The sequence below is a fragment of the Chroococcidiopsis sp. genome, assembly GCF_051657925.1.
In the GTDB taxonomy this organism is placed as follows: Bacteria; Cyanobacteriota; Cyanobacteriia; order Cyanobacteriales; family Chroococcidiopsidaceae; genus Chroococcidiopsis.
On record NZ_JBOFLP010000033.1, the window covers coordinates 1 to 8,966 of the forward strand.

12 protein-coding genes and 1 pseudogene are annotated in these 8,966 nt (G+C 43.9%); 9 read left to right on the top strand and 4 right to left on the bottom strand.

All coding sequences use genetic code 11. The features are described from left to right. From ACRC32_RS02495 to ACRC32_RS02515, 5 genes and pseudogenes are all read left to right on the top strand, one after another. Positions 1-236: pseudogene (locus ACRC32_RS02495) on the top strand (nitrate ABC transporter substrate-binding protein); the annotation flags it as partial. A gap of 5 nt (positions 237-241) precedes the next feature. Continuing rightward, complete coding sequence (gene ntrB / locus ACRC32_RS02500; RefSeq protein ID WP_438552493.1) at positions 242-1,081, top strand: nitrate ABC transporter permease; 840 nt, start codon at positions 242-244, stop codon at positions 1,079-1,081. Positions 1,082-1,148: 67 nt separating this feature from the next. Continuing rightward, complete coding sequence (locus tag ACRC32_RS02505; protein WP_438552502.1) at positions 1,149-2,018, top strand: ABC transporter ATP-binding protein; 870 nt, start codon at positions 1,149-1,151, stop codon at positions 2,016-2,018. 4 nt (positions 2,019-2,022) lie between these two features. Further along, on the top strand, positions 2,023-2,205 hold the full coding sequence (locus ACRC32_RS02510) for a hypothetical protein (protein ID WP_438552494.1): 183 nt from the start codon (positions 2,023-2,025) through the stop codon (positions 2,203-2,205). A gap of 4 nt (positions 2,206-2,209) precedes the next feature. After that, a complete protein-coding gene (locus ACRC32_RS02515; protein ID WP_438552495.1) occupies positions 2,210-2,800 on the top strand; it encodes a TetR/AcrR family transcriptional regulator in 591 nt (196 codons plus the stop codon). A gap of 70 nt (positions 2,801-2,870) precedes the next feature. Here ACRC32_RS02515 and ACRC32_RS02520 read toward each other — a convergent pair whose 3' ends face one another. From ACRC32_RS02520 to ACRC32_RS02530, 3 genes are all read right to left on the bottom strand, one after another. Continuing rightward, positions 2,871-3,170, bottom strand: coding sequence for a hypothetical protein (locus ACRC32_RS02520; protein ID WP_438552496.1), 300 nt, complete (start codon positions 3,168-3,170; stop codon positions 2,871-2,873). 187 nt (positions 3,171-3,357) lie between these two features. Beyond that, complete coding sequence (locus ACRC32_RS02525) at positions 3,358-3,531, bottom strand: chlorophyll a/b-binding protein (RefSeq protein ID WP_015154741.1); 174 nt, start codon at positions 3,529-3,531, stop codon at positions 3,358-3,360. 152 nt (positions 3,532-3,683) lie between these two features. Beyond that, complete coding sequence (locus ACRC32_RS02530; protein ID WP_438552497.1) at positions 3,684-3,932, bottom strand: hypothetical protein; 249 nt, start codon at positions 3,930-3,932, stop codon at positions 3,684-3,686. 73 nt (positions 3,933-4,005) lie between these two features. Here ACRC32_RS02530 and ald point away from each other — a divergent pair, with 73 nt between their 5' ends. Together ald and ACRC32_RS02540 are read left to right on the top strand one after the other, a co-directional pair. Beyond that, entirely contained in the window at positions 4,006-5,097 is a 1,092-nt protein-coding gene (gene ald, locus ACRC32_RS02535) for an alanine dehydrogenase (protein ID WP_438552498.1), read from the top strand. A 125-nt stretch (positions 5,098-5,222) separates the two neighbouring features. Next, a complete protein-coding gene (locus tag ACRC32_RS02540) occupies positions 5,223-6,122 on the top strand; it encodes an MBL fold metallo-hydrolase (RefSeq protein WP_438552499.1) in 900 nt (299 codons plus the stop codon). Positions 6,123-6,199: 77 nt separating this feature from the next. Here the strand turns inward: ACRC32_RS02540 and ACRC32_RS02545 are convergent, their stop codons facing one another. Continuing rightward, the gene (locus ACRC32_RS02545; RefSeq protein ID WP_438552503.1) at positions 6,200-6,820 is read right to left on the bottom strand and encodes an NUDIX hydrolase; all 621 of its coding nucleotides are present in this window, start codon (positions 6,818-6,820) and stop codon (positions 6,200-6,202) included. Between the two features lie 205 nt (positions 6,821-7,025). Here ACRC32_RS02545 and ACRC32_RS02550 point away from each other — a divergent pair, with 205 nt between their 5' ends. Together ACRC32_RS02550 and ACRC32_RS02555 are read left to right on the top strand one after the other, a co-directional pair. Further along, the gene (locus ACRC32_RS02550; RefSeq protein WP_438552500.1) at positions 7,026-8,165 is read left to right on the top strand and encodes a phosphotransferase enzyme family protein; all 1,140 of its coding nucleotides are present in this window, start codon (positions 7,026-7,028) and stop codon (positions 8,163-8,165) included. Beyond that, a complete protein-coding gene (locus ACRC32_RS02555; protein WP_438552501.1) occupies positions 8,162-8,701 on the top strand; it encodes a DOMON-like domain-containing protein in 540 nt (179 codons plus the stop codon). The genes ACRC32_RS02550 and ACRC32_RS02555 overlap by 4 nt, the downstream gene beginning before the upstream one ends. The last annotated feature ends 265 nt before the right edge of the window (positions 8,702-8,966 follow it).

Consider the following 8,966-nt stretch of genomic DNA (forward strand, 5'->3'; position numbering starts at 1 on the left):
CCAAGTGGATTTCTTCTCAAATGGTACGCTGGGATTTAATGCCGACAGAAAAGGCAAAATATGAAGAAATTGCCACCCAAGTCTATATGACAGACTTAGCAAGGGAACTGGCGAAAGAATTGGGACAAAACCCACCTGCGGAGTCTACGCGGATCGAAAAACTGAAAAATGGTGACTTTGACCCTGGTAAAGTTGAAGCCTATTTACAAGAACAGAAAAAACAGTTCAAGGTTTAGAGGTAATGGTGGACAACTCCCGACGATTATCCAAGCAGCGATCGCATTTCTCAGCTCATCCTTGGCTCCAAAATCCCAATTTACAAGCCACAATTTTATTCTTTTTACTCCTAGCTGCGTTGTTACTCGTATGGGAATTGGGAGTGCAATTGAAGCTATTTTCTCCTGTGATGCCTGCTGCCAGTCGGACGATCGCCGACTTTTGGAGTTGGATCGTCGATCCGTTTTACGATAATGGTCCCAATGATAAAGGCATTGGTCTGCACTTACTAGCAAGCTTGCAACGAGTGATGGTAGGATTTTTCATCGGCTCGGCGATCGCTATTCCTCTAGGTATTGCGATCGGATTATCAGAAGTCGTTTCCAAAGCCGTCGATCCGTTTATTCAACTGCTACGTCCCGTCTCTCCTTTAGCATGGTTGCCATTAGGACTAGCAATCCTCAAAAATTCCGAAGCAACAGCCTTGTTCGTAATTGCAATTACGAGCATTGCACCCACGTTAATTAATACCAAATTTGGTGTCAGTCACGTTTCTCGCGACTACCTCAACGTAGCGAGAACTTTGGGAGCATCTCGCTGGCGGACGATCGCCAAAGTCATTTTACCAGCAGCCGCACCCCAAATCGTAGCAGGATTGCGAATTAGTATCGGTATTTCCTGGTTAGTGATAGTCGCCGCCGAGATGATTGTCGGTGGTACGGGTATTGGTAGCTTTGTTTGGAACGAGTGGAATAACCTCAATGTCACTAGCATCATCACCGCGATCGTCGTTATCGGATTAGTAGGAATTCTGCTCGATCGCCTTTTGGGACTATTACACAGTTGGGTGTCTTTTGGTCAGTGAACAGGGAGCAGAGAGCGCACGAGTGGTTAGTTACGACTTACAACTTACGACTTACGACTTACCAAATATGATTTCTTATACCGATACGCTCGATCCTACACTTAAAGACACGACTCAGTTGGTGCTGAAGGATGTGTTTAAGGTCTTTCCTGGGAGACAGAGCTTAGTAGATCGGCTATTGCATCGTACTTCGCCGGATTATATTGCGATCGCTGAGATTAATTTAGAAATTTCAGCGAATACCTTTGTTTCAATTATCGGTCCTTCTGGATGCGGTAAATCAACTTTACTAAACATTATTGCTGGTTTGACTCCACCTACTAGTGGTGTAGTAATGCTGAATGGGACAGAAATTCATCATCCTGGTCCCGATCGCGGTGTCGTCTTCCAAAATTATTCTCTGATGCCTTGGATGACTGTAGCAGAAAATATCTGCTTTGCGATTGAAACGGTTTATCCTAAAATGTCTCGCGATCGGCAAAAACAGATCGTGCGCGAATATATCGATCTAGTTGGGTTGCGGGGTGCAGAACAGAAACATCCCCATGAATTATCGGGAGGAATGAAGCAAAGAGTCGGTATCGCCAGAGCTTTGGCAATTAATCCGCAAATTCTCTTAATGGATGAGCCATTTGGCGCTTTAGATGCATTGACGCGGGGTTTTTTGCAAGATGAAATTGCGCGAATTTGGGAGCAACAACACAAAACTGCAATTCTCATCACCCACAGTATTGAAGAGGCTTTGTTACTATCAGATCAAATTGTAATGATGAGTCGGGGTCCCGCCGCTCAAATTGTCGAAGTGCTTGATATTCCCTTCCCCCGTCCCCGCAAGCGCGAAAGTCTCGATCGCCATCCTGCCTATCACGAACTCAAAGCCGAATTAGAGTTACACCTATCCCGTGAAACCCGCGCTGTTGAGGAGTTGCGGGTGTAAGTTTATGAATAGACGAACAGGACAAGGGGAACAAGGGAGGCAAGAGAGCAGAGGAGCAGAGGGGCTTCAGGTGCAGAGGAGTAGAGAAAGCAACTCAAAATTCAAAATTCACGCATTAATTCCGAATTCCGAATTCTCCCTACACCCCACACCCTACACCCTACACCCTTTCTTCACTGATAACTGATTCAATGGTTAACCTGAAACGTACTCGCGAGGATATTTTAGCCTCGGTTTTAGATCTGATTCATCATCAAGGGTTTCAATCTACGGGACTCAAAGAACTATTTAGTGTCAGCGGTACTTCGTCTGGCAGTTTTTACAATTACTTTCAGTCCAAAGATGAATTAGCCCACGCACTGATTGATTATAAGTGGCAACAAATCAAAACTCATGTTATCGAGCCTGCTGCCGAATATACTACCGATCCGATCGCTCAACTGGTGTGGATAATCGATCGCCTAGAAGCAAAACACCTTACCGAACCGGATTGTGGGGGCTGTTTCTTAGGTAACTTAATTGTCGATTTAGCAAAATACGATACATCATTTCAAACACATCTGATCCAGGTGTTTGACCAATGGCATTTTGCGATCGCTCAATTACTGCGTCAAGGACAAACTCAGTTGCAGTCTGATATCGAACCCGATAATTTAGCCGAACAACTGATGAACGCGATCGAAGGAACTCTATTGTTGGGACGTTTATACAATCATTCCAATCGCCTACAACGTGGTTTTGACAGCGTGCGGCAAATATTGAAAGCAGCGCTTAAACAGTGATCGGTTATCAGTTATCAGTTAATTCCGGCTTACAACTTACGACTTACGACTTACGACTAGGACTTACGACTTATTCTCTCCGTCTTCTCTGCTTGGGCGTAGTTAATGGTGGTAGCTCCGAATTAGAAGAGTGGTAGGGTAAATAATGTTGTGCCACCGGTTGGGGTGCTTCTGGCTGTCGCTTCTGCGAAATTATCCACCATCGGAGGGCGATCGCAACTCCTACAGTTCCCAATCCAATCGTGAATAGCGACCAGCGATCGCCAAACCCGCCGATAACTGCATCAACTACCCCAATCGTGATCAAAAAGGCAGGTAGCGGCTCTTTCCTATATGCTGACTTCAAAAATCTAGGTAGTGCGGCGTTCATTTCAATATGGTTACTTTTATTTCAGCTATTATCTCAGATTGGATATAATTCTAAGACCTACTGCTCAAAGCCGCTTGTATTTTAAGGTACTGTCTTGCTCTGTAGGTACTACCAATATACCTCACCCACATAACTTATTGCTGTCAACGCTATATCTAGCAATACAAGCGGCACTTCTGCTAGATAATTATTTTAAACCCAGCCAAGCTAGTACGCCGTGTCCGGTAACAACTTCGATCGCCACCATCAATAAAAAACCGATCATCGCCGCTCGTCCGTTCAAGCGCTCAGCATACTCATTGAAGCCAAACTTCGGTTCTTCTAGTCTAGGTGTAGTTGTTGGTTGAGGTTGGGCAGTCATGTTTTTATCCTTTGAGTTACACGAATTTGCTAAAATTCACTGTTGATAATAGCCTCGAAAGTCTAACAACCTCTGGAGAAGCTAGCGCGATGTTCGTTTACAATTTTTAACCATATTACATATATTTTGACACTTTTTTCTGCAAGCTAGTGTTAAGAAAATCGTAACTTAGAGTTTGGAATGGGTAATGGGCAATTGGTAATGGGTAATGAGTAATGAGTAATTGGTAATGGGTAATGGGTAATGGGTAATGAGTAATTGGTAGTTGGTAGTTGGTTTTCCCCTGCTCCTCTGCTCCTAGTCTCCCTGCTCCTCTGCTCCTCTGCTCCTAGTCTCCCTGCTCCCTGCTCCCTGCTCCCTACTCCCTGACAACTGAAAAAGCCGATCGCAATGTTTGACACACAAGATGAGAGTTGTCAAGCATAAGCTAGAGAGAGGAGTATCCAACCAAAAGAGAAGCAAAAAGAAAAGCAAATGGAAATAGGCGTTCCCAAAGAAACAAAAGACCAAGAATTTCGGGTGGGTTTAAGTCCTTCTAGCGTGCGAGTACTGCACGAAAACGGTCACGCTATCTTTGTTGAAACTGAAGCTGGAACGGGGGCTGGCTTTACCGATACAGACTATAAGCTCGCCGGAGCGCAGATTGTCTCCACTCCAGAAGCTGCGTGGAACCGAGAGTTAGTTGTGAAGGTGAAGGAACCACTCCAGCCGGAATATAAATTTTTGCAAAAAGAGCAGTTATTATTTACCTACTTGCATCTAGCAGCCGATCGCGCTTTGACCGAACATTTAATTGATTGTGGTGTAACGGCGATCGCATACGAAACTGTAGAACAACCTGGTAATAATAAACTTCCTTTACTCACTCCCATGAGTATTATTGCAGGTCGTCTCTCGGTGCAGTTTGGCGCTCGGTTTCTCGAACGCCAGCAGGGGGGACGGGGTGTACTATTGGGTGGCGTACCAGGCGTAAGACCAGGTAAAGTCGTCATCCTGGGGGGTGGTGTTGTTGGTACGGAAGCGGCGCGAATTGCCGTTGGAATGGGTGCAGCCGTACAAATTTTAGATGTCAACGTCGATCGCCTATCCTACTTAGAAACTATATTTGGTTCTAGAGTAGAACTACTTTACAGTAACTCTGCTCAGATTGAAGCTGTTGTCTCCCAAGCTGACTTACTCATCGGTGCTGTCTTAGTCCCTGGACGTAAAGCACCGATCCTCGTCCCGCGCAACTTAGTCAAACAAATGCATCCTGGTGCGGTGATTGTCGATGTTGCTGTCGATCAAGGCGGTTGTATCGAAACTTTACGCCCAACTTCTCACACTAATCCAGTTTATGTAGAAGAGGGAGTCGTCCACTATGGCGTTCCTAATATGCCTGGGGCTGTTCCTTGGACGGCAACGCAAGCATTAAATAACAGCACCCTACCATACGTGTTGCAATTGGCGAATTTGGGTCTGAAAGCTGTGGAAGTTAATCCTTTCTTAGCGGCTGGTGTCAACGTTCAAAATCATCGCCTCGTCCATCCCGCCGTTCAGCAAGTATTTCCCGATTTAGTCAGTTAATAGTTAAGGGTTAACAGTTAACCCTTAACTACGATTGTCGTTGTTAATTCATACTCGTAATGACTATGATGTAAATAACTGCCATGACCTAGCTAGGAATTGGGCTACAAGTAAAGAGGTTTGGTATGGCTCATATAAACTTGCGTCGCCCTCAAAATACAGATGGGAATTTTTATGTCGATACCACCTGTATTGACTGCGATACTTGCCGTTGGATGACACCAGAAGTATTTAACCGTACTGGCGAACAATCGGCAGTCTACCACCAACCAACAAATGAGACAGAAAGATTGCGGGCGTTGCAAGCCTTACTTGCTTGTCCTACCAGTTCAATTGGTACGGTAGAAAAGCCAAAAGATATCAAATCAGTACAAGAAAGTTTTCCAATTTTAGTAGCTGAAAATGTTTATCACTGTGGCTATCATGCCGAAAATTCCTATGGTGCAGCGAGTTATTTGATTGTGCGTCCAGAGGGAAACGTGTTAGTAGATTCGCCCCGTTTCACGCCGCCATTAGTAAAACGAATCGAAGAGATGGGGGGAATTCGGTATATATATCTCACCCACCGCGATGATGTTGCCGATCATCAAAAATATCACGATCGTTTTGGTTGCGATAGCGAAGCGGGGCGCGAAGGCGCACTTCGCGTTATTCACACAGACGAAATTTCTGGCAGTACGCGCAATGCAGAAATTAAGATTACTGGTACAGAACCATATCAGTTAGAGTCCGATTTGCTAGTTATTCCCGTACCTGGTCATACCAGAGGGCATACAGTTTTACTCTACAAAGACAAGTTTCTATTTACAGGCGATCATATTGCTTGGGATGATGACGACCAAGTATTAGCAGGTTTTCCAGGTGTCTGCTGGTATTCTTGGTCAGAACTGATTAAGTCTAATTATCGCTTGTTAGATTACTCATTTGAATGGGTATTACCCGGTCACGGTCGCCGCTATCATGCAGATGCAGCAACAATGCGGCATAAACTCAAAGAAGGCATTGAGTGGATGGAACAACAGTGACTAGTGACTAGTGACTGGTGACTAGAGCAAAATAAGACAGTGTAGAGACGTTACATGTAACGTCTCTACACTGAATGTTAATCAAAATAAGTCGGTAAATCTGGATGGCGGTGGTAGTGGAAAATTCTAGTAATTTGAGTAGGCATTACCCGTGTCAGAGACAATGGGGGAATTTCATCTTCGCCAAAAAAAGCTACCTCGTCAGTTTCAATACTAGATGATGGAGAACCACCAATGAGTTCGCATAAGAAATGTAACTTGTAAACAGCATAAGGGAAAGGCGGATGTCCCTGTTTGTCGCGATCGTAGACAGCAAGTAATTTGACGGCGCGGGTGAGATATCCTGATTCTTCCTGAACTTCGCGCACCACGACTTCACTAGGAGAGTTGCCCACATCAGCATAACCTCCTGGTAGCGACCAACAACCGTCTACTTTTTCCTTTACCAGCAGTAATTTATCTTCTTGGAAAACCGCCGCCCGCACGTCTACTTTTGGGGTAGCATAACCAACCTCTTGAGAAAATAAGTCGAGAACGTAGCTAGGCTCGACATGACTATAAGTTGCTATAATTTCCACCGCGATCGCCCGTAGAGATTTGTAGCGTTCTCTGTCAAACACTCCTTCGGTATAAGTCAAACCAGTTTGCGCGATCGCCTCTAGCTTTTTTGCCCATTCCAGCCATTTGTCATTTGTCATTTGTTGATGGTTGATGGTTGACCGTTGCTCTACCCCTCTGCTCCCTGCTCCCTGCTCCCTGCTCCCTGACATTGCAAAGTTTAGTAAAAGCTACCTGCTTCAGCCTATAGATAGATGCATAATATCCGGTTGTCAGCTTGTCTTATTGCAAGGCAAATGGTGTTATTCGACCGATCGGCGAAACGCACCAACAATCGGAACACATATGATAAAAGAGATCGATCTAAAAAGCAAAACTATAGACAACTTGGTGGCGATCGCCGACCAATTTAACGTACGAGGTCAAATTGCAGATATTCAAGCTTTTGGTAACGGCAATATCAACGATACTTTTCTCGTTACGCTGAGAAACTCAACCCAAAAGCACTTTATTCTACAACGCATTAACACGCATGTATTTCGCCAGCCAGAACTGGTAATGCAGAATATGCGCGTCTTTACCGACCATGCGACCCAGCGCTTGCAAGATGGGAATAGCGATCGTCGTTGGGAAATACCGAGCGTAATTCTAACACAGGATAATCGGGAATATTGGGTGACTGCTGAAGGAGCATTCTGGCGGGTAATTAGCTTTATCGAAGCCGCACAATCTTTTGACATTGTTACAGATAGCGATCGCGCTAAAGAGGCTGGTTGCGCCCTTGGTAGGTTTCACAACCTAGTTAGCGATTTACCCCCCGAAAAGCTAGCCGTCACTTTAGAAGGGTTTCATATTACACCGCGCTATCTTCAGCAATTTGATGCAGCGCTGGCAAAATATGACAAAAACAAATCTCCTGAAATAGATTTCTGCTTGCAGTTTATTCAGACTCATAGAAATTGGGTAAGTGTTTTAGAAGATGCAAAAATCAGCGGAGAATTGCCTTTGCGTTTAATACATGGCGATCCCAAAATTAACAACGTTCTGTTTGACACCAATACTGGACGAGCCGTCAGTGTTATCGATCTCGATACGCTCATGCCTGGTTTAATCCACTACGATATTGGTGACTGTCTGCGATCGAGTTGTAATTCTTTGGGTGAAGAAACTCAACAATGGCAAGAGGTACGATTTGAAACAGAACTTGCCCAAGCTATTTTACAAGGCTATGTTTCACAAGCAAAAGATTTTTTAACTGAAAAAGATTACGAATATATATACGACTCAATCCGATTGTTAGCTTTTGAATTAGGACTGCGGTTTTTTACCGACTATTTGGTAGGTAACGTTCACTTCTCTAAAGTAAAATATGCAGAACACAATCTAATTAGAGCGCTAGTACAATTTCAGCTTACTCAAAGTATTGAAAGTCAACAGTCAACTATTTACGCGATCGTGCAAGATTTAAGACGAGATTTAAAATGAGCGATCGCACTTTTTTCCTCAAGCCATTTTCCGTCAATAATCCACCGTTTCAAATCGAAATTTCAGGTAATATAGAGCGGCAGTCTAATAGACTAGCTATTCAATATCAAATTTTGGGACAGTTGGCAGAATTAGCTATTCCCTTAGCTACAGATTTACCTACTCGCAAAGATGAATTGTGGCAACAAACGTGCTTAGAGTTCTTTTTAGGAATTGAAGATTTTCCCCAATATTGGGAATTTAATCTCTCACCTACTGGTGATTGGAACATTTATCATTTTGAAGATTATCGTCAAGGAATGCAACCAGAAGCAGCCTTCACGTCCCTACCATTTGTCGTGCATAATCGACCAAATTATTTGTTACTAAACCTCGAACTCAATTTAGATAAAGTTGTAGAAATAGAGCAGAAAATAGAAATTGCGATCGCGTCTGTGATTCAGTCAAAAGCTGGTGAAATTACTTATTGGGCATTAACTCATTGCGGTACGCAAGCCGACTTTCATCAACGCGATAGTTTTACTATCAAATTGTGAAACTGGGGAGTCGAAGAATGAAGAGAACAAGTAAGGATTTTCACTTTTTCCAAGATTTAAGCAGCACTAGGTAATCTTTACATCCTCACCACCCATCTCTATTCCATCGGCTCCAACGAAGTGTTGGATGGTGAGTTCGACAAAACTTGTAGGGATTGGAAAACATGCTCAATACGCTCATAAACTTCATCTCTGACCCGAGCGCCAATCGCATAATACTGGAGCTTTGCAAAAAATGTGACAAAGGAAAGCTCTGGACATAATG

Excerpts from the sequence above, each read along its gene's own strand:
- ACRC32_RS02510 (WP_438552494.1), top strand. The coding sequence starts at position 2,023 with ATGAATAGACGAACAGGACAAGGGGAACAAGGGAGGCAAGAGAGCAGA.
- ACRC32_RS02545 (WP_438552503.1), bottom strand. The coding sequence starts at position 6,820 with ATGACAAATGACAAATGGCTGGAATGGGCAAAAAAGCTAGAGGCGATC.
- ACRC32_RS02505 (WP_438552502.1), top strand. The coding sequence starts at position 1,149 with ATGATTTCTTATACCGATACGCTCGATCCTACACTTAAAGACACGACT.
- ntrB (WP_438552493.1), top strand. The coding sequence starts at position 242 with ATGGTGGACAACTCCCGACGATTATCCAAGCAGCGATCGCATTTCTCA.
- ACRC32_RS02555 (WP_438552501.1), top strand. The coding sequence starts at position 8,162 with ATGAGCGATCGCACTTTTTTCCTCAAGCCATTTTCCGTCAATAATCCA.
- ACRC32_RS02550 (WP_438552500.1), top strand. The coding sequence starts at position 7,026 with ATGATAAAAGAGATCGATCTAAAAAGCAAAACTATAGACAACTTGGTG.
- ACRC32_RS02525 (WP_015154741.1), bottom strand. The coding sequence starts at position 3,531 with ATGACTGCCCAACCTCAACCAACAACTACACCTAGACTAGAAGAACCG.
- ACRC32_RS02540 (WP_438552499.1), top strand. The coding sequence starts at position 5,223 with ATGGCTCATATAAACTTGCGTCGCCCTCAAAATACAGATGGGAATTTT.
- ACRC32_RS02515 (WP_438552495.1), top strand. The coding sequence starts at position 2,210 with ATGGTTAACCTGAAACGTACTCGCGAGGATATTTTAGCCTCGGTTTTA.
- ACRC32_RS02520 (WP_438552496.1), bottom strand. The coding sequence starts at position 3,170 with ATGAACGCCGCACTACCTAGATTTTTGAAGTCAGCATATAGGAAAGAG.
- ald (WP_438552498.1), top strand. The coding sequence starts at position 4,006 with ATGGAAATAGGCGTTCCCAAAGAAACAAAAGACCAAGAATTTCGGGTG.